The 17,872-nt window shown below is 66.0% G+C and carries 16 protein-coding genes; 4 read left to right on the forward strand and 12 right to left on the reverse strand.

Annotation, left to right across the window (positions count from 1 at the left end; all coding sequences use genetic code 11):
- Position 1 precedes the first annotated feature (1 nt).
- From J0I42_RS08555 to J0I42_RS08575, 5 genes are all read right to left on the reverse strand, one after another.
- Entirely contained in the window at positions 2–838 is an 837-nt protein-coding gene (locus J0I42_RS08555; RefSeq protein ID WP_291654398.1) for an ABC transporter permease, read from the reverse strand.
- Positions 839–849: 11 nt separating this feature from the next.
- On the reverse strand, positions 850–1,827 hold the full coding sequence (locus J0I42_RS08560; protein WP_291654399.1) for an ABC transporter permease: 978 nt from the start codon (positions 1,825–1,827) through the stop codon (positions 850–852).
- A 75-nt stretch (positions 1,828–1,902) separates the two neighbouring features.
- Complete coding sequence (locus tag J0I42_RS08565; protein ID WP_291654400.1) at positions 1,903–3,372, reverse strand: ABC transporter substrate-binding protein; 1,470 nt, start codon at positions 3,370–3,372, stop codon at positions 1,903–1,905.
- Between the two features lie 451 nt (positions 3,373–3,823).
- Positions 3,824–5,206 (reverse strand): ATP-binding protein, encoded by a 1,383-nt coding sequence (locus J0I42_RS08570; RefSeq protein ID WP_291654401.1) that lies wholly within the window; start codon positions 5,204–5,206, stop codon positions 3,824–3,826.
- Positions 5,203–5,865: a response regulator gene (locus J0I42_RS08575; RefSeq protein ID WP_291654402.1), complete on the reverse strand. Its 663-nt coding sequence runs from the start codon at positions 5,863–5,865 to the stop codon at positions 5,203–5,205. The genes J0I42_RS08570 and J0I42_RS08575 overlap by 4 nt, the downstream gene beginning before the upstream one ends.
- A gap of 143 nt (positions 5,866–6,008) precedes the next feature.
- On the opposite strand from J0I42_RS08575, the gene J0I42_RS08580 reads away from it, so the two are divergent.
- Complete coding sequence (locus J0I42_RS08580; protein ID WP_291654403.1) at positions 6,009–6,647, forward strand: DsbA family protein; 639 nt, start codon at positions 6,009–6,011, stop codon at positions 6,645–6,647.
- Positions 6,648–6,659: 12 nt separating this feature from the next.
- Positions 6,660–7,325, forward strand: a complete 666-nt coding sequence (locus J0I42_RS08585) for a L,D-transpeptidase (protein WP_291654404.1) — start codon at positions 6,660–6,662, stop codon at positions 7,323–7,325.
- 146 nt (positions 7,326–7,471) lie between these two features.
- On the opposite strand, the gene J0I42_RS08590 is transcribed toward J0I42_RS08585, so the two are convergent.
- From J0I42_RS08590 to J0I42_RS08620, 7 genes are all read right to left on the reverse strand, one after another.
- Complete coding sequence (locus J0I42_RS08590) at positions 7,472–9,376, reverse strand: CocE/NonD family hydrolase (RefSeq protein ID WP_291654405.1); 1,905 nt, start codon at positions 9,374–9,376, stop codon at positions 7,472–7,474.
- An 11-nt stretch (positions 9,377–9,387) separates the two neighbouring features.
- Positions 9,388–10,995 carry an ABC transporter substrate-binding protein gene (locus tag J0I42_RS08595; RefSeq protein WP_291654406.1) on the reverse strand — a complete coding sequence of 536 codons (1,608 nt, stop codon included), beginning with the start codon at positions 10,993–10,995 and terminating at the stop codon, positions 9,388–9,390.
- 14 nt (positions 10,996–11,009) lie between these two features.
- Complete coding sequence (locus tag J0I42_RS08600; RefSeq protein WP_291654407.1) at positions 11,010–12,038, reverse strand: ABC transporter ATP-binding protein; 1,029 nt, start codon at positions 12,036–12,038, stop codon at positions 11,010–11,012.
- The gene (locus J0I42_RS08605) at positions 12,035–13,006 is read right to left on the reverse strand and encodes an ABC transporter ATP-binding protein (protein WP_291654408.1); all 972 of its coding nucleotides are present in this window, start codon (positions 13,004–13,006) and stop codon (positions 12,035–12,037) included. The genes J0I42_RS08600 and J0I42_RS08605 overlap by 4 nt, the downstream gene beginning before the upstream one ends.
- Before the next feature lie 3 nt (positions 13,007–13,009).
- A complete protein-coding gene (locus tag J0I42_RS08610) occupies positions 13,010–13,930 on the reverse strand; it encodes an ABC transporter permease (protein WP_291654409.1) in 921 nt (306 codons plus the stop codon).
- Positions 13,930–14,901 (reverse strand): ABC transporter permease, encoded by a 972-nt coding sequence (locus J0I42_RS08615; RefSeq protein WP_291654410.1) that lies wholly within the window; start codon positions 14,899–14,901, stop codon positions 13,930–13,932. The genes J0I42_RS08610 and J0I42_RS08615 overlap by 1 nt, the downstream gene beginning before the upstream one ends.
- Positions 14,902–15,007: 106 nt before the next feature.
- A complete protein-coding gene (locus tag J0I42_RS08620) occupies positions 15,008–15,907 on the reverse strand; it encodes a LysR substrate-binding domain-containing protein (protein WP_291654411.1) in 900 nt (299 codons plus the stop codon).
- 441 nt (positions 15,908–16,348) lie between these two features.
- Here J0I42_RS08620 and J0I42_RS08625 point away from each other — a divergent pair, with 441 nt between their 5' ends.
- A complete protein-coding gene (locus tag J0I42_RS08625; protein WP_291654412.1) occupies positions 16,349–16,528 on the forward strand; it encodes a hypothetical protein in 180 nt (59 codons plus the stop codon).
- Between the two features lie 47 nt (positions 16,529–16,575).
- Complete coding sequence (locus J0I42_RS08630; RefSeq protein WP_291654413.1) at positions 16,576–17,871, forward strand: NAD(P)/FAD-dependent oxidoreductase; 1,296 nt, start codon at positions 16,576–16,578, stop codon at positions 17,869–17,871.
- Position 17,872: the final 1 nt, after the last annotated feature.

Below are 17,872 nucleotides of genomic sequence, written 5' to 3' on the forward strand. Positions count from 1 at the left end.
GTCAGTCCTTCCGCCCGCGCAGATGCGGATTCATCGCGTCGTTGAGGCCTTCGCCGATCAGGTTGATCGCCAGCACGGTCAGCAGGATGGCGACGCCCGGGAAAACGCTCATCCACCAGGCTTCGCGCAGCATCGTGCGAGCGGCGCCGATCATGAAGCCCCAGCTCATCATGTTGCGATCGCCGAGGCCGAGGAACGACAACGAGCTCTCGGTCAGGATCGCGGTCGCCACCATGAGCGAGGCGGTCACGATGATCGGCGAGATCACGTTGGGCAGGATCTGGGTGAACATGATGCGCGGACCGCTCTGGCCGATGACCACTGCGGCCTGAACGAACTCGCGCGAACGCAGGCTCAGGAACTCGCCACGGACAAGGCGCGCCACGGGCGGCCAGGAGACGATCGCGATGGCGAGCGTGATCGAGGTGATGCTCGGATTGAAGATCGCCACCAGGACGATGGCCATGGCGAAGGCCGGGATGGTCTGGAAGAACTCGGTGAAGCGCATCAGCACGTCGTCGATCCGGCCACCGTAGTAGCCTGCGAGAGCCCCGATGGAGACGCCGATGACGACTGCGACCGCCGTCGAGATCAGGCCGATGAGCAGCGAGACGCGTGCGCCATAGGCGAGACCGGCGGCGATGTCGCGCCCGAGCATGTCGGTGCCGAGCGGAAAAGCCGGATCTTCGGACGGCGCCAGCAGCGGATCGCCGACGCTCTGCCAGGGGCTGACCGGGAAAAGCAGGGGGGCGGCGAGCGCGACGATCGCCACGACGACGAGGATGCCGAGGCCGATGAGAGCGCCGTAGTTCTTGGCGTAGCGTTGGAAGAATTTCACGACTGCGATCCTCAGCTTGCGGCTTCGATGCGCGGATCGACGAAGCGGTAGAGCAGGTCCGAGACGAGATTCACGAAGACCACGACCGCTGCGGTGACGAGGAAGACGCCCAGCAGCACCGGATAGTCGCGCTGCAGGAGCGCATCGAACATCAGGCGCCCGATGCCGGGCCAGGCGAACACGGTTTCCGTCAGCACGGCGCCGCCGACGAGTTGCCCGGCCTGCATGCTGGCGAAGGTGAAGACCGGCAGGATCGCATTGCGCAGCACGTGCCGCCGGATGATCCGCGCCTGGGGGACGCCCTTGGCGCGAGCGGTCTTGACGAAGTCGAGCGACATCACCTCGAGCATCGAGGCGCGGGTGAGACGCGTATAGATCGCGGTGAAGAACAGGCCGAGCGTGACGGTGGGCAGGATGAGGTGGTGCCCGATGTCGAGCGCCCGGGCCCAGCCGCTATAGCCGCTGCCGATGGTTTCCATGTCGAAGGGCGGCAGCCAGTCGAGATGCAGAGAGAACACCAGCACGGCCATCAGCGCGACCCAGAACAGCGGCGTGGCGTAGAAGATCAGGGCACCGGTCATGACCGCGCTGTCGGTGACGCTGCCGCGCCGATAGGCGGCGACGACACCGAGCATGATGCCGAGCGCCAGCGAGAACACGAAGGCGCACCCGGTCAGCAGCAACGTCGCCGGCAGCCGGTCGAGGATCAGGGTCATTACCGGGAGCTGGTTGCGGTAGGAGAAGCCGAGGTCGCCGGTCACGGCGCCCTTCAGATAGGTGAAGAGCTGCTGGTACAGCGGCTGGTCCAGGCCGAACTGCGCACGTAGCTGGGCAATGTACTTGGCATCGCCCGCTCCCGCCTCCCCGGCCAGCACCGAAGCCGGATCGCCCGGCGCCATGTGAATAAGCAGGAAGTTCAGGATGACCACGCCGAGCACGACGAAGGCCGCCTTGAGCAGGCGTTGAAACACGAAATCGAGTGATTTCAAGGTTATTCTCCCGACGGCCGCATGGCGTAGGGCCGGACCGGCATCGTGACGCCGGTCCGGACGTGATCGGCGCGCTTACTTGGAGATCCAGACTTCGTCCATGTACTGGTTCAGGCCAATACCGGTATTGACGAGGTTCTTTACCTTCTTGCGGTTGATCGTGACGTTCTGCATCTCGTAGAGCCAGTTCAGCGCCACGTCGTCGACGAGGATCTTTTGCGCTTCCGCATAGGCCTTGGTGGCGACATCCTTGCTGACCGCGCTCGCTCCCTCAGCCAGCAGCGCGTCCACCTTCGGGTTCAGGTAGTTCTGGTTGTTGCCGTAGGGCGTGCCCTTGACGACGTTGCCCGACAGATAGTGGCGGGCCACGCCGAGGGCCGGCTCGCCATATTGATAGGTAAAGTTGAAGGTCATGTCGAAGTCGAAATCCGCGAGCTTCTGGGACCACCCGCCGGCATCCACGCCCTGAATGTCGATCTTGAAACCGAGCTGCGAGATCTGCTGCTTGATGTACTCGGCCATCCGGTCCCAGGCCGCGCCATAGGGCAAGGGCATCAGCTTGATGCTGTGGTCAGCCGGGTTGATTCCCGCATCGGCGAGCAGCTTCTTGGCCTTGGCCATATCGAAGGGATAGGCCGTGACCTCGGGCGTGTAATACAGCGTCGTCGACGCGAACGGACCGGTAGCGGCCTTGCCCAGGCCGAAGAAGATGTTCTTCACGATGAAATCGCGGTCGATCGCATGCATCAGGGCCTTGCGCACGTTCTTGTCCGAGAACGGCATCTTGCGCTGGTTCAGCTGCATGAAGACGAGCGGGCCATAGACCTCCCAGCCGCTGGTCGTGCTCTCGACATCCTTCAGCTTGACCAGTCGACGAACCTCGAAACCTTCGACATCGCCGCCGCGCAGCACGTCGACCGTGCCCTTCTCGAAGGCGACCGCGCGGGAGGCGGCATCCGGGATGATGCGGAAATAGAGCTCGTCGAGATAGGGCTTGCCCGGCTTCCAGTAATCCTCGTTGCGGACGAGGTGGATATAGGAGCCGCGCTTCCACTCCTTGAGCTTGAACGGGCCCGTGCCGATCGGCGTCTGGTTGGCGGGATTGGTGCGGTAATCCGTGCCGTCGTAGAGATGCTTCGGGATGACCGGGAAGGAACTCAGCTCGAAAGCATAGAGAAACGCCGAGAACGGCTTCTTCAGCTTGAAGACGACCTGGTTCGGGGCGGGTGCGGTGATGCTCTCGACATAGGTCGCCGCGATCAGGCGCCAGCGCGGATGCGACTCGCGCAGGAATTTGTCGGCCGTAAACACGACATCGTCGGCGCTGAACGGTTTTCCGTCATGCCATTTGACGTTGTCCTGAAGAGTGAAGGTATAGGTCAGGCCATCCGGCGAAACGGCCCAGGACTTGGCCAGGGACGGCAGCGGCTGCAGGTCTTTGCCGTAAGTGAGGAGGCTCTGATAGATTTGCCCGCCGACATACAGAGTGGGACCCTGCGTGTTGAGGCCGACCATCAGCATGGGAGGCTCGGGCTGCGCGATCATATTCAGTATTCCGCCTTTGACCGGCGTTTCCTGAGCGGTTACGCCGCCTGTTGCGGCAAGCACAAGGCCAGCGGCGAGCGCGCCGCGTCGCGTCAATTGAAACATGCTGATTTCCTCCGGATTATTTTTTATTATTTGCGATTATTCGCAAATTGCTGTTTTCGACTCTAATTTACCTGGCCTTGTCGTCGACCTCGCGTAAGCTGAAAGCCCCTGCCGGAAGCCTCTCGGCTGCTTGCTTCCAGACGTCGAATTATGATGCATCATATTATGATGCATCATAAACGGTCAAGAGGCGGCCACATCTTTCGATGGGGAAAGAGCGACCCGCGACGCGCCTTGGAATGCGCCTATCGCGCCATATGCCGCCCGGCGATTAAGCGCGCAGCCGGGCAGTTGGTGTTCATCTCCACGCGTGAGCATCCGCATTGCAGCGAACGTCGGTCATTGCTTACGGGCCTGCGCCCCGGTGCCGGTCCCCTATGGGCTCCCTGTCGTCTGGCCCGGGCTCTCCCGGAGCGACCGGAACCGATACGGTCGCTCTCAGTCCGCCACCGACATTGTTTTCCAGCGCGACTTTACCGCCACCGATATGCGCAAGCGCGGCCTCCGCTATCGCCAAGCCCAGTCCGCTGCCATTTTGGATGTGCCCGCGGCCTCGGTAGAAGCGCTGAGTGACCAGGGACAGCTCGTCTGGGGGAATGCCGGGCCCCTGGTCTTCGACCGCGATGGTGCGCTGACTTATCCGTCGCCAGCGGACACATCCGCCCTGCGGGCTGTATCCGCAGGCATTCTCATGCAGATTGCGCAACGCGAGCCGGAGAATGTCGGAAGCCCCGGTGATCGCAAAGGCATCGAGCTCCGGATCGATCTCGACGATGAGATCCTTTCGCAGGCGCTCGCGATCGATCTCGCGCAGGAGTGGCCCGACCAGGACGCGCCCTGCCGTCGGCTCGGCGAGCCCCGCATCGAGGCGCGCAAGCGCGAGCAACTGACTCACCAGCCGGCCGGTCCGATCCACGCCGGCGATGATCTGGTCGAGAGCGGAAAGGCGCATGGCAGGCTCCGTCGCCGCCCGAGCGACCTGGGCCTGGGTGCGGATGCCGGCGAGCGGTGTTCGCAGCTCATGTGCAGCGAAGGCCGTGATCTCGCGCTCGTGCCGCCAGGCGGCTCCGAGCCGCCGGAACAAGCCGTTCAGCGCGTCGGTGACCGGGCGGATCTCGTCTATCGCTTCGGCGCGCACCGGCGCGAGATCGTCGGGTGCCCGGCCCTTGAGGTCTGCCGCGATCTGTTTCAGCGGCCCCAGGCCGCGCCCGATGCTCAGCCAGATCAGTCCGGCAAAGAGTGGCAGAATGAGCAGAATCGGCACGACGAGACCCGAGACGAGATCCTGGACGAGCCGCTCGCGCAGCCCGAGCCTGTCGCCGACCAGCACGCGAACGCCTTTCGCCTCATCTTCGATGGCGTAGACACGCCAGGTCTCGCCATTGACGACGCTGTCCGAAAATCCTTCCCGCGCCTCGGTCAGCCGTTCTGCCGGAGCCGTGCCGGAGGACGCCACGAGACGTCCGCCCAGCGACCAGATCTGACAGGAAAGCTGCCGCGCGTAGCCACCGGCGTTGGCTGACGGCGCCGCCGCAATCGCATCCCCGGTCGCCCCGCCATCGTCCCGGACCAGCGAGGAAACCATGCGGGCGGCCTCCTGAAGACGCGTATCGAGAACATGCTCCAGCTCCCGCTTGGTGCCGAGATAGATCCAGATCGTCGCCGCCAGCCAGATCACGCCGGTGGTGGCCACAAGGATGAGGAACAGTCTGGCACGCAGCGACGTCACGGCGCGCCCCTCAGGCGATAGCCGACGCCGCGCACGGTCTCGATCCGTTCGCGGCCGAGCTTCTGGCGCAGATTATGGATATGCACCTCGATCGCGTTGCTCTCCACATCCTCCTGCCAGCCATAGAGGCGCTCTTCCAGTTCGGCGCGTGAGCGGATCGTGCCGGGTCGTTCGGCGAGCGCGCGCAGGATGGCGAATTCCCGTCGCGTTACGTCGAGTCTGACGCCATCCTGCGCGACCTCGTGGCTCGCGGGATCGAGAACGAGCCCGGCCACGGCGATGGTGGCGGCAGCTCTGCCCTCGCCGCGCCGGGCAATCGCGCGCAGACGTGCGGCGAGTTCGTCGAGATCGAAGGGTTTGCCCAGGTAGTCGTCCGCCCCGCGGTCGAGTCCGGCGATCCGGTCTCGCGTATCGTCGAGAGCCGTAAGCAGAAGAATCGGCCGCCGCTCGCCTTCCGTCCTCAGGCTGTCGACCAGGTCGAGCCCCGAGCCGTCCGGCAGCATGATGTCGAGTACGATGGCGTCGAAAGAGCCGGCAGCCAGCGCATGCCGGCCGTCGGCACAGGAACCGACGACCTCCGCGCTGATACCGTGGAGCTTCAGGCCGACGGTGAGCCCGTCGGCCAGGATGGGGTCGTCTTCGACGATCAGAACGCGCATTTCATTCCCTCGACGCCGATTGTCTTTCGCAGCTTAAGGCTGCCTTAAGCTGGTGGAAGTCGATGCCCGATACCCGCAAGAGACCCGCAGATGCCGCGCCACCGTCGGCGCTGCGTAGCCGGACATCGAAGAGGCGCAGAACCATGCATCATGACCGCCGCACCGTTCTGGGGGGACTCGCTTTCCTCGCCGCAGGGCTCCCGAGCCTGGCGTTGGCGCAGGACAGCCAGATCGATACGAATGCCATCCTCAATGATCCCGAGGCGCCCGTCGGCGGTAATCCTGGTGGCGACGTCACCATCGTCGCCTTCCTCGACTACAACTGCCCGTTCTGCAAGACATCGGCCGCCGAGCTCGCCCGTGTGGTCAAGGAGGACGGCAAGATTCGGCTCGTCTACAAGGACTGGCCGGTCATCGCCGAAACCTCGGTCTATGCCGCCCAGCTCGCCCTCGCCGCGGCGTACCAGGGCGGCTACCAGAAAGCGCATGATGCGCTGATGGCGACCAAAGGGAGGCTCACCAGGCAGCAGATCTCGGCAGCGATCAAGGGAGCCGGGCTTGACCTCGCAAGGCTCCAGGCCGACCTCGATAGCCACGGCGACAAGATTCTCGCCCTGCTCAAGCGCACCATGGCCCAGGCCGACTCCCTCGGGTTGCAGGGAACGCCAACCTATCTGGTCGGGCCGTTCCGCACCTCGACGCTGGACTACAAAGGCTTCAAGCAAGTCGTTTCCGACGCCCGCAAGAAACAGGCCGGCGACAAGAAGCAGGCCGGCGAGTAGGGACGACCGGAAATGGCTTCATCCGTGTTTCCGCTGCGTGGGCTCGCCGTGGCACTGGCACTTGCCGTGACCGCCGGATGCACCACAATGGCCCAGCGCCCCGAGCCTGCACCCGCTCCGCGCTTCAGCGCGCTCGACATCGAGCGCTACGGCGAGGTTGATGGCGAGCCTTTTCATGTTCCGGCCGTCTCGCTCGAGGACTTGCGTCCACACAATCTGCGCCAGCTCGTCGACTATCGGACGAAGGAAACGCCGGGAACCATCATCGTCGATCCGAAGCACCGGTTCCTCTATCTCGTCCAGGAAGGCGGGAAGGCCTTGCGCTACGGCGTCGGTGTTGGCCGTGAGGGCCTCGCCTGGTCAGGATCAGCCAATGTCGCGACCAAGCGCGCATGGCCGAACTGGACGCCGACACCCGACATGATCCGGCGCGAGCCCGGAAAATATGCGAAATGGGCAGGCGGGATGAAGGGCGGTGCGGATAACCCGCTCGGTGCTCGGGCGTTGTATCTATTCAAGGATGGCCGCGATACGCTTTACCGCATCCACGGCACCAACGAACCCGAGACGATCGGCGAGGCCGTCTCGTCGGGCTGCATCCGCATGATGAACCAGGACGTGATCGATCTTTATCGCCGCGTCGCTGCAGGCGCGAAAGTCGTGGTCCTGGCAGGTTGATCGCGGGGTGACCGACCGCAACCGCCCTCCGCTTCTCCCCCGTGCGCATCGAGAAACAGAGGCATGGAGCAGTTCCGCGCTTCGAAGAATCGCCGAACTGCTCCATGAGGCGCCGGGTCGTTCTGGATGACGCAGGCAGTTTTCATTCAGCCTGCGAGGCTTGTCAGATACGTCAGCGAGGCCAGCGGCACGACCGGAATGACGATCCGGGACGCGCGCGCGCCATCGCAGAACACCGTGTTGCGGGCGATCTGCCGCCGACGCCCCTGCCCTTCCGGATCGAACGTATTCGGGTTCACGTCGAATTTCGGGAAGTTCGACGAGGAGATGTCGAGCCTGATCCGGTGCCCGGCCTTGAACAGCGCCGCCGTCGCGAAGGGCTCGATGGTGATCCGGAACGGAACCTCCGGCTCGATCGGCTCCGGCTTCTCCCATGACTTGCGATAGCGGCAGCGGAGGATGCCGTCGGTCAGGTTGAGCGCAAAGCCGGTGGGATAGTCCGCCGAGGGCGGGTGCATGTCGACCAGCTTGGCGGTGAAATCCGTATCTGGCGCATCGGAGGCGACCCAGAGCTCGACCGTGATCGGCCCGATCACCGCCATATCCTCTTCCAGCGGCCGGCTTTCGAAGGCAAGCACGTCACGCCGCGCGATCAGGGGCATGCCGGCATCGCGCGAGCCGAAGAAGCGCGGTCCCTCACGCTGGTCGAAGCCGCCGCCCTCGAATATCGGCTGGCCGCTGGTCAGCGCGCCGCCGATGGTCGGCACCGGATCGGCCGGATCGAAATCATAGGTCAGCGGCGCGGCGTCCGCAGCCGGCGCATCGCGTGAGAGCCGGCCATTGCCGTGAATGTACCAGGACTGCTGGTCGGTGTCCGGCAGCGGCCATTGCGAAGTCTCGATCCAGCGCCCGCCCTGAACAAGGCGTCCGTCGGCATCCTTCTCGCCCGAGCCGCCGCCCATCATGAACAGGCGTAAGGTCGGGTCGGCCTCAAGCCCGTTGGGCTCGTCCCGAAGCCAGCGATCGAACCAGCGCTTGCGGAAATCGAGCCAGTTCGTGCCAACATTGCCGTCGAAGGGCGCGGCCTCGCCGAAGGAGACGTCGCCGGCGAAGGTCGACTGCCGATTGCCATGCAGGCCGGCCCCCATGATGACGTTGAGATGCCGGCGGCCTGAAGCGCCGAGGCCCGCGAAATTGTCGAAGGTGGTCTTCACATAGACGTCGTACCAACTCGACATCAGCAGGATCGGAATGTCCGGCACCGCGTCGTAGAAGCCCTCCAGCCACAGGCCCGGCCGTTTCCATTCCGGGCCGAACGTGCCGGCGCGCCACTGGTCGAGCAGATAGGTCTCGTATTCCGGCACCCAGCGCACCGGCGAGCGGCCTTCGCTCCACGGCATCACGCGGAACCAGGCGTGCAGATCCTCAGCCGCGAGGCCGGCGGCAACGACGGGGTCGGTAAGCGCGTCCGGGCTTTCCTGCGCCCGGTTATAGGCCCAGGTCGCCTGTTTCAGCTCGAAGGCACCGCCCTGGCGGATGCCGCACTGGAAGGCGTTCGAGAAGCCGCCGGAATCGAGGATCATGCAGGCGAGACCGGGCGGTGTAAGAGAGGCCAGCGCCGCCTGGGTATGGGCGGCATAGGACAGGCCCATCGTGCCGATCCGGCCATTGCACCAGGGCTGTGCGACGATCCAGGCGCAGGTATCGTAGCCGTCCTCGGCATCGGAGACGTATTTGACGAACTCGCCTTCCGAGCCATAGCGCCCGCGGCAATCCTGATAGACCACGGCATAGCCGGCCCGGACGAAATGGGCCGCGACACCGGTGCGGGCCATCGGCTTGGCCTCGCCGCGGCCGATCTCGGACCGCGAGAGCTCCGCCTTGCCATAGGGCGTGCGCTCCATCACCACGGGAAAGGGACCGGGAAGGGCCTTGCCATCCCGCGCCGGCAGGTAAACGTCGGTGGCGAGCCGGACGCCGTCGCGCATCGTCACCATGACGTCCTTCAGCGTGACGACATCATCGCCGCTTTCCGGGGCGGCAGCCTTCATCGATTGGGAGTTCACTTGGCCAGCCCCGCCCGCGCCGCAGTGGTGTCCTCGGCCATGTTGGCCTCGTAAGTGATGTTGGCCTTCGAGGCCCAGGCGATCTTCTGCCAGTAGAGCGGGATCACCGGCAGGTCGGCGAAAACCATCTTGGTCGCGGCCTGGATGCCGGCGATCCGCTTGCTGTCGTCGAACTGCGTCAGCGCCTCGGCCAGCGCCTTGTCGAAGGCGGGGTTGGAATAGCGCGCCCGGTTGAAGCCGCCGGTGCCGGCCTTCGAGTCAGCGGTCATGAACAGGTTGCGCATGCCCGGCCCCGCCGTCGGCGTGGTCGTGCCCAGCGAGAAGATGAAGGCGGAGAAGCTCTGCCGGCTCGCGGCGCCGGCATAGACGTTATAGGGCTGCGTCATCACGCCGTTCACCTTGATGCCGCCGCGCGAGAACATCTGGCCGATCGCCTGCGCGATATCCTTGTCGCCGGCGAAACGGTCGTTCGAGGAATGGATGGTGATGCCGAACCCGTCCTTCAGCCCGGCCTGCTGAAGCAGCGCCTTGGCACCGGCAAGGTCGTTGGCGACCGGCTTGAGCGTCGGATCGAAGCCGGCGACGCCCTCGGGCACGAGCTGACCGGCCGGCACGCCCGCTCCGTTGAGCAGCCGTTCGACGATTGCCGGCACGTTGATCAGCTTGGCCAGCGCCTGGCGCACGCGCAGGTCCCGCAGGGGGTTGGGCTTCAGCGGCTTGCCGTCCTTGTCAGTGACGAAGGGGCTCTCCTCGCGCGCAGTGTCGAGGGCGAGATAGATCAGGCGGGCCGAGGGAATCGCGTGAACCTTGAGACCCGCCGTCTTCTCCAGCACCGGCAGGTCGGCCGGCGGCACGCCGTCGATCAGGTCGACCGCGCCCGAGCGCAGCGCCGCCACGCGGGCAGCGTCATTGGCGATGAAGCGGATCGTCACGGTCTCGAAGGCGGGCTTCGGTCCCCAATAGCCCTCGTTGCGGGTCAGGATGACGCGGTCGCCCGGCACCCATTCCTTGAACTTGTAGGGGCCGGAGCCGACGAGCCCGTCGCCCTTGTTGTAGTCCTGCAGGCTCTTGCCCTCGGCAGAGGCGCGCTCGAGGATGTAGACGAAGCCGATGCGCTCCATCAGGTCGGGAGTCGGCGCCTCGGTCTTCACCTCCAGCGTCGTCGCATCGACCGCTTTGGCCGAGGTCACGCCCGAGACGTTGTTGGAGAACGGCGCCGGGCTGTTGGGCACGTTGCGGGCGCGCTCCAGCGAGAAGGCGACGTCATCGGCCGTGACCGGCTTGCCGCTCTGGAAACGGGCATCCTTGCGCAGGTTGATCCGCCATGTGGTCGGGTCGATCGTGCTCCAGCTCTCGGCCAGGCTCGGCTGCATGCGCAGATGCGCGTCGGTCTCGACCAGCCGGTCGAAGATCTGCATGGCGATGTTCTGGTTCGGCCCGGTGCGGGAGAACAGTGGGTCCATCGCCGAGGGCTCGCTCGCCGTACCGATGATGAGATCGGCGGCCCCGGCTAGGCTCGCGGTGCCCAGCCAGGCGGCGCTGGCCAGCAGGGGCAGGAGCGCGGTGAGGTGCGGCTTGCGGGTCATGCGAAGCTTGGAGGTCATGCGATGTCTCCTCTTCAGGCGCTGCCGCCGGCCGTGACTGGCGCGGCGGCGATGGCATTGAGATGGCAGGCGCTGAGATGTCCGTCAGCGATCGGTTCGAGAGGCGGTCGCGCCTGCGCACAAGGCGCGAAGATGCGCGGGCAACGCGGATGGAAGGCGCAGCCGCTCGGCGGATGCAGCGGCGAGGGAATTTCGCCGCGGATCGGCGTGAAGGCGCGCCGGCGCTCCTTCACCGAGGGCAATTCGCGCAGCAGGGCCGCGGTATAGGGGTGGTTCGGCGCGGCGAAGAAGGCATCGGCCGGCGCGGTCTCGACCACGCGCCCGAGATACATGATCGCGACGCGGTCGCTGATGTGCTTCACCACGCTGAGATCATGGCTGATGAAGAGATAGGTCAGGCCGAGCTCCTCGCGCAGGTCCATGAACAGGTTGATGACCTGCGCCTGTATCGAGACGTCCAGCGCCGAGACCGACTCGTCGCAGACGATCATCCGTGGCTTGACCGCGAGCGCCCGGGCGATGCCGATGCGCTGGCGCTGGCCGCCGGAGAACTGGTGCGGGTAGCGCTTGCGGTAGGACGGGTCGAGCCCGACCTTCTCGAGCAGTTCCGCGACGTAGTCGTCGACCTCGCCGGCCCGGACGAGGCCATGCACCCGCGGCGCCTCGCCGACGAGGTCGACGACGCGCTTGCGCGGGTTGAGCGAGGACATCGGGTCCTGGAAGATCACCTGCACGGCAAGCCGCATCTCCAGCGCCTCGCTGCGCGAGAGCGAGGCGACATCCTTGCCCTGCCAGAGCAGGGTGCCCTCGGTCAGCGGCAAGAGCCCGGCCAGCAGGCGGCCGAGCGTGGACTTGCCGCAGCCGGATTCGCCGACGAGGCCGAGCACCTCGCCCTGCCGGATGGCGATGTCGACACCTTCGACGGCATGGACGGTTTCCTCGGAGATGTTTGCGCCGAGCGCGCGGGCGAGCTTCTCCGCCGCGTCGAGGCCGCGGGAAAAGCGCCGGACGAGGCCGCGTCCTTCGATGAGCGCTCCGGTCATGCGGCGACTCCGGGCAAGAGCGGATGGTGACAACGGAAGCTGTGATGCTCGCCCTGTAGGACGGGTTCCTGCTGGCAGATTTCGCTCGCCGCGAAGCAGCGCGTGCGGAAGGCGCATCCGGCGGGCCGCGCCAAGGGCGAAGGCGAGAGGCCGGGGATCGGATGCAGCCGCTCGCCGCGCGCCGCGTTGGCCGGCAGCGCCTCCATCAGGCCGCGCGTGTAGGGATGGGCTGGCCGGTCGAGCACATCGTCGGTGGCGCCGGTCTCGACGATGCGGCCGGCATACATCACCGCGATCCGGTCGGCGAGGCCAGCGACGACGCCGAGATCGTGGCTGATCCAGATCAGCGCCATGCCGAACTCGCTCGCCAGCCGGCGCACCTCGAACAGGATCTGGCCCTGGATGGTGACGTCGAGCGCGGTCGTCGGTTCGTCGGCGATGATCAGGTCGGGCTTGTGCAGCAGCGCGATCGCGATGGCGACGCGCTGGCGCATGCCCCCGGAGAACTGGTGCGGATAGGCCTTCAGGCGTTCCTCCGGCGAGGGAATGCCGACGAGGCCGAGCGCATCGCGCGAGCGTACCCGCGCCTCCTCCCGCGAGACCGCGTCATGGGCGAGCACGGCCTCGACCATCTGCGTCTCGATCGAGAGCACCGGGTTGAGCGTCATCATCGGATCCTGGAAGATCATCGCGATCTTCTTGCCGCGCAGGCGCCTGAGCCGCTCGGTTGGAAGCCCGACGAGATCCTCGCCCTGGAACAGGATGCGCCCGCCCGCAATCCGTCCGGGCGGCTCGATCAGCCCCAGGATCGAGAAGCCGGTGATCGACTTGCCCGAGCCGGATTCGCCGACGAGCCCGAGGATTTCACCGCGGTCGACGCTGAAGGAGACACCGTCCACGGCACGGACCAATCCGGCGGAGCTGGCGAACTGGGTTTCGAGATTCTCGACGACGAGCACCGGGGTCATGGCTCAGCGCTCCGCGAGGCGGGGGTTCAGCACTTCGCGCAGCCTGTCGCCGACGATGTTGATGCTGAAGACGAGGGTGAGCAGCAGCAATCCGGGATAGACGCTGATCCAGTACTGGCCGGAGAGCAGCACCTGATAGCCGTTGGCGATCAGGAGGCCGAGTGAGGGCTGGGTGATCGGCAGGCCGATGCCGAGGAAGGACAATGTCGCTTCGGCCGAGATCGCGTTCGCGACCTGGAGCGTGCCTATGACGATCAAGGGCGAGAGGCAGTTCGGCAGGAGATGGCCGAAGAGCATGCGCGGGCGCGACAGGCCCAGCATCTTCGCCGCCTCGATATAGTCCTTGCCCTTCTCGACCAGCGCCGCGGCGCGAACCGCGCGGGCGAACATCGCCCATTGCACCAGTACCAGTGCGAAGATGACCTTGCCGACGCCCTGCCCAAGGATGGCGAGCAGCATCAGCGCGACCAGAAGGGTCGGGAAGCCCAGCATCAGGTCGACCAGCCGCATGATCACGCTGTCGACGCGGCCGCCGAAATAGGCGGCCGAGAGGCCGAGCACGGTGCCGACGAGGAGCGCCACGACGCCGGCGAGGACGCCGACGAAGAGCGAGGTCCTGAGGCCGTAGATCATGGCCGAGAGCATGTCGCGGCCCTGTACGTCGGTGCCGAACCAGTAGGTCGCGCCGCTCATGCTCTCGGAGCCCGGCGGCAGCTTCGAATCCATGATGTCGAGCGTCGAAAGGTCGTAAGGGTCCTGCGGCGCCAGCGCCGGACCGAAGACCGCGGTCAGGATCAGCAGGACGCAGACGATAGCCGCGATCGTCGCCTTCGGGCTCTTCAGGATACCGGCGAGCGAGCGCGCCAGCAGGCTGTCGGCATCGGGGCGGAGCGCCGCGAAGAGGGCGGGTTTCGCAAGCGCCATCAGTTGCGCCCCAGGCGGATGCGCGGATCGAGGATCGAGTAGAGCACGTCGACCGCGAAGTTCAGCACGATGAAGAGGCTGACGACGACCAGCAGGTAGGCGACCACCACCGGCCGGTCGAGCCGCATGATCGAGTCGATCAGGAGCTTGCCGATGCCGGGCCAGGCGAAGATCGTCTCGGTGACGACGCCGAAGGCGATCAGCGAGCCGATCTCCATACCGATCACGGTGACCAGCGGGATCATGATCGTCTTCAGCACATGCACCAGCACGACCCGGCGTTCGGTCAGCCCCTTGGCACGCGCGAACTTGACGAAATCGAGCGGCATGGTCTCGCGCACGCCGGTCCGAGTCAGCCGGATCACCAGCGAGAGCTTGAACAGGGCGAGGTTGGTCGCCGGCAGGATCAGGTGGCGGATGCCCTCCCAGGAGGCGAAGCTGGTCTCGATGCCGAGGATCTGCCCGGTCGGCCCGCGCCCGCTGGAGGGCAGCCAGCCGAGCCAGACCGAGAAGATCATCACCAGCATCATGCCCTGCCAGAAATTCGGCAGGCTGAAGCCGAGGATCGAGCCGGTCATGATCGTCTCGTCGACGACGGAGCGTGGCCTCAGGCCGGCGATCAGCCCGAGCGGGATGCCGATGACCAGCGCGATCAGGATCGCGACCAGCGCCAGCTCCAGCGTCGCCGGCAGGCGCTCGAGAATCAGCGAGATCGACGGCTGGTTGAAGACGAAGGAGCGGCCGAGATCGCCCTTGAGCGCGTTGCCGAGAAAGGCGAGGAACTGGACCGGCAGCGGCTTGTCGAGACCGAGCGAGGCTTCGACCTGCGCCCGTTCGGCCGGCGTGGCGTCGGGCGCGATCAGCATCTCCGCGGGATCGCCGATGGCATAGACCCCGACGAAGACGATGACGGCGGTCGCCGCCAGCACCAGCAGGCTCTGCATCAATCGTCGGATGACGAAGACGGTCATCGATGGCTCCCGGCTACGGCAGGGCGGCGTGATCGCCGTTCACCTGTCGCGCCGACCATGAGCGGCGCCGAGAATCTCCGCAACCTTATGCGCAAAGCGCATCGGGCTATGTGCCGGCCTGCGCCTCCAGCCGGCTCTTCAGGATCTCCGTGAAGGCTTCCGCCGAGCGCGACATCGGCGCGCCCTTGAGCGTGACGATGCCATAGGCGCCGTGGATGCAGGGGCTGAACGGGCGCTGCGCGATCGGCAGGTGCCGGTAGAGCCCGGCGATCAGCTCGGGCACCACCGCGACGCCGAGCCCGCGGGCAACGAGCCCGCAGGTGGCCTCGACCGAATGGACCTCGATGCGCACGATCGGGAAGACGCCCGCCCGCCGCAATTGCCGCTCGAAGGCGAGGCGCGCCGGCCGCTGGCGGCCTAGCATGATCAGGGGATGTCCCGACAGGTCGCGCGGCACGAGATTCGGCCGTTCCGCCAGCGGGTGGCCGGCCGGCATGATGCAGACTGACTCCGAGCGCACGATCTCGCGGGCCTCGAAACCCTTGTTGCGCGGCGGCAGGCTGACGAAGCCGAGATCGGCGACGCGCGCCAGCACCATCTGCTCGATCGCGTCGTAATGTCCGCCGATCAGCTCGACCGAGGCGTCATGGCGCTCCGCCAGATAGATCTCGATCACCTCCGGCATCACGGTTGCGATGAAGGAATGCGGCACGGCCACCTTGAGGAAGCGCTGGCCGGCGGTTCCCGCCCGCAGGTCCTCGGTATAGCGCTTCAGCCGCGCGACCAGCGAAGCGAGTTCGCCGACCTCGTCCATCAGGGCGAAAGCTTCCGGCCGCGGCAGAAGGCGGCCATTGCTGCGCTCGAACAGCTCGAAGCCCAGTTCCTCCTCGAGCTGCGTGAGCTGCCGGCTGACCGCCGATTGCGACAGGCCGAGCGTGGCGGCACCGGCGGTCGTGGAACCGCCGGCCATGACGGCGCGGAAGATTTCGATCTGCCGGATCTTCATCGATCGGAAGTCTCGCGATGGGTCGGTGCCGGCTCTTCAGCCGGTGGCCTGATCCAATAGCGGATCATTCGCCCCCGCCAGCACTTCTTTCCTGCCCCGGACGATCGGGTCTCGACAAGAAGGCCGTAACGCAAAAGCCGCCTTCCCTCCGCTCTCGGCACGACGCTCCCCTCATATGATCGACGATGGCTTGGGCCCGATGACCTGGGCGACGATGAGCCACGCGCTCCAAGGCATCCGGTCGCGCACGCTTCCTCGGGCCGCACGAAAAGGTCGGCGGCGCGTCAGCCCGGCTGGATGGTCGAGAGGCCGCCTTCATTATGGATGCCGTGTTTTCCCGCCCCCCGGAGCGAGCGGACGCAACGCTCTCCCTCTTTGCTTCATCGCAAAGACAGTCCCGATCAGACCGCTATATCCGCCACGATAAAATCGGAGCCTCTCATGACCTTGTCCGAAGTGACGCGAAACAGAACGATCCTGACCATTCTTCTCCTTGCCGCCGTGGCGGCGGCAGCAGCGATCGCCGCCTTCGGCACCGGCATCTTCCACGTCGTCCTGTTCTCGGCCTTCGCCCTGTCCGCAACGATCCTCTCGACATTCCTCGTCGTCGCGTTGAACTAGGGGCCCGCGCCTTTCGGGCACGGCCTCCCTCCTTTCGCAGCAAAGCCATGTCCAAGCTGACCTACCCGAAGTACACAAACCATTGCGGCTGGAACGCGATGCTTCCCGCGCGCACGCCGCGCGCCGCGCTGAGCGAAGACATAGCGGCCGATTATGCCGTCATCGGCGCGGGCTATACCGGGGTTGCCGCGGCCCGGCGCCTGCACGAGCTCGATCCGCAGGCGCGCATCGCCCTCATCGAGGCGACGACGGTCGGCGAAGGCTCGTCCGCGCGCAATTCGGGCTTCACCGCCCCCGACGTGCTGCCGCGCACGGCCTCGCTGGAAATGGCGGACAAGGCCCGCAATCAGACGAGGCTCTTCACCGAAGCCTTCGTCTGGCTGCAAGGCATCATCCGCGACAACGATATCGCCTGCGACATGCAGAAGGTCGGCTCGATCCGCGCCGCCGCGACCGAAGAGGGCGAGGCCACCCTGCGCAAGGTCGCCGAGGTCGCCCGGGCCAACAACCTCCAGCATACGATCCTCGACCGGGCCGGCATCCGCGAGCGCATCGGCGCGGATTACTATCGCTACGGCATCCATCTGCACGACACCTGGCTGCTGCAGCCAGCGGCCTTGATCCGTGGCCTTGTCGATGCGCTCCCCGCGAACATCACGCTCTACGAGCAGAGTCCGGTCCGCGAGATGCGCCGGGAAGGCTCCGGTTGGCGGCTCGCCACCGAGGGCGGCAGCATCCGCTGCCGGACGGTCGTGCTGGCTAATAACGGCTTCATTCCCCGGCTCGGCTACCTGAAGTCGCGCATGGCGACGATCTTCACCTATGCCGCCGTCACCGAAGCGGTAAAGGACGCCGATATCGAACATCTCGGCCAGTCCCCTGCCTGGGGCCTCCTGCCCGCACACCGGCTCGGCACGACCTTGCGCCGCATCGGCCGTGACCGTCTCATGGTCCGTTCGCTCTACGCCCATGACGCCGAGATCGCGCAGGCCGCTGCCGTGCGCGCATTGCGCGACCGTTTCGAGCGCCGCTGGCCGGCACTGCGGCATATCGATTTCGAATATGTCTGGGGTGGAACGACGGCCTTCACCATGAATGGCGCGCCCTGGTGGGGAAAGCTCGAGGACGGACTCTATGCCTCCGGCGGCTGCAATGGCAGCGGCCTCGCCAAGGGCACGATGCTCGGCCGCAGTCTCGCCGACCTGATCCGCGGCGTCGGCAGGGCGGTCGAGGTCGGGACGATCATGGGCGAGGCGAGCTGGATCGCGCCCGAGCCGTTCCGTTCGATCGGCTTCCGCGTCATCTCGACGCTGGAAAGCCGCAAGGCCGGACTGGAGGCCTGAA

The organism is Allobosea sp. (genome assembly GCF_017308015.1).
Classification (GTDB): domain Bacteria; phylum Pseudomonadota; class Alphaproteobacteria; order Rhizobiales; family Beijerinckiaceae; genus Allobosea.

Excerpts from the sequence above, each read along its gene's own strand:
- J0I42_RS08565 (WP_291654400.1), bottom strand. The coding sequence starts at position 3,372 with ATGATCGCGCAGCCCGAGCCTCCCATGCTGATGGTCGGCCTCAACACG.
- J0I42_RS08575 (WP_291654402.1), bottom strand. The coding sequence starts at position 5,865 with ATGCGCGTTCTGATCGTCGAAGACGACCCCATCCTGGCCGACGGGCTC.
- J0I42_RS08580 (WP_291654403.1), top strand. The coding sequence starts at position 6,009 with ATGCATCATGACCGCCGCACCGTTCTGGGGGGACTCGCTTTCCTCGCC.
- J0I42_RS08585 (WP_291654404.1), top strand. The coding sequence starts at position 6,660 with ATGGCTTCATCCGTGTTTCCGCTGCGTGGGCTCGCCGTGGCACTGGCA.
- J0I42_RS08590 (WP_291654405.1), bottom strand. The coding sequence starts at position 9,376 with ATGAAGGCTGCCGCCCCGGAAAGCGGCGATGATGTCGTCACGCTGAAG.
- J0I42_RS08595 (WP_291654406.1), bottom strand. The coding sequence starts at position 10,995 with ATGACCTCCAAGCTTCGCATGACCCGCAAGCCGCACCTCACCGCGCTC.
- J0I42_RS08600 (WP_291654407.1), bottom strand. The coding sequence starts at position 12,038 with ATGACCGGAGCGCTCATCGAAGGACGCGGCCTCGTCCGGCGCTTTTCC.
- J0I42_RS08605 (WP_291654408.1), bottom strand. The coding sequence starts at position 13,006 with ATGACCCCGGTGCTCGTCGTCGAGAATCTCGAAACCCAGTTCGCCAGC.
- J0I42_RS08610 (WP_291654409.1), bottom strand. The coding sequence starts at position 13,930 with ATGGCGCTTGCGAAACCCGCCCTCTTCGCGGCGCTCCGCCCCGATGCC.
- J0I42_RS08615 (WP_291654410.1), bottom strand. The coding sequence starts at position 14,901 with ATGACCGTCTTCGTCATCCGACGATTGATGCAGAGCCTGCTGGTGCTG.
- J0I42_RS08620 (WP_291654411.1), bottom strand. The coding sequence starts at position 15,907 with ATGAAGATCCGGCAGATCGAAATCTTCCGCGCCGTCATGGCCGGCGGT.
- J0I42_RS08625 (WP_291654412.1), top strand. The coding sequence starts at position 16,349 with ATGACCTTGTCCGAAGTGACGCGAAACAGAACGATCCTGACCATTCTT.
- J0I42_RS08630 (WP_291654413.1), top strand. The coding sequence starts at position 16,576 with ATGTCCAAGCTGACCTACCCGAAGTACACAAACCATTGCGGCTGGAAC.